This is a genomic window from Pseudoalteromonas sp. SIMBA_162 (assembly GCF_046535955.1).
Classification (GTDB): domain Bacteria; phylum Pseudomonadota; class Gammaproteobacteria; order Enterobacterales; family Alteromonadaceae; genus Pseudoalteromonas; species Pseudoalteromonas marina.
The window spans coordinates 1-260 of sequence record NZ_JAWJBQ010000641.1 but is presented as its reverse complement, the minus strand read 5'-3'; the positions used below and the strand labels follow the sequence as shown (position 1 = coordinate 260).

1 protein-coding gene is annotated in these 260 nt (G+C 33.1%); it reads right to left on the bottom strand.

From position 1 onward, the window contains the following. Positions 1 to 40 precede the first annotated feature (40 nt). Positions 41 to 260, bottom strand: a 220-nt coding sequence (locus R0J88_RS21225; RefSeq protein ID WP_410901059.1) for a hypothetical protein, incomplete at its 5' end; no start/stop codon positions are given.

Below are 260 nucleotides of genomic sequence, written 5' to 3'. Positions count from 1 at the left end.
ATTCCTTTTTCTTATGAACACCTTCCATCTCGATCTTTTTTTATTTAACGCCTGGCAGTTGCTTCAATACAATATCAATTGCATCTTGGCTTTTAGAAAATACATATATCAATGAATTACGACTGTTATCTCGATTTACCCTTTTAATAGCTTGATATATTTCTCCTGCAACAGCAGTCTTCCTAATCTGCTCTATTTGCTCATGTTTAAAAACCTCTATATCTCTCACTTCAACACCTTCCATAGATGCAAAATAGAAA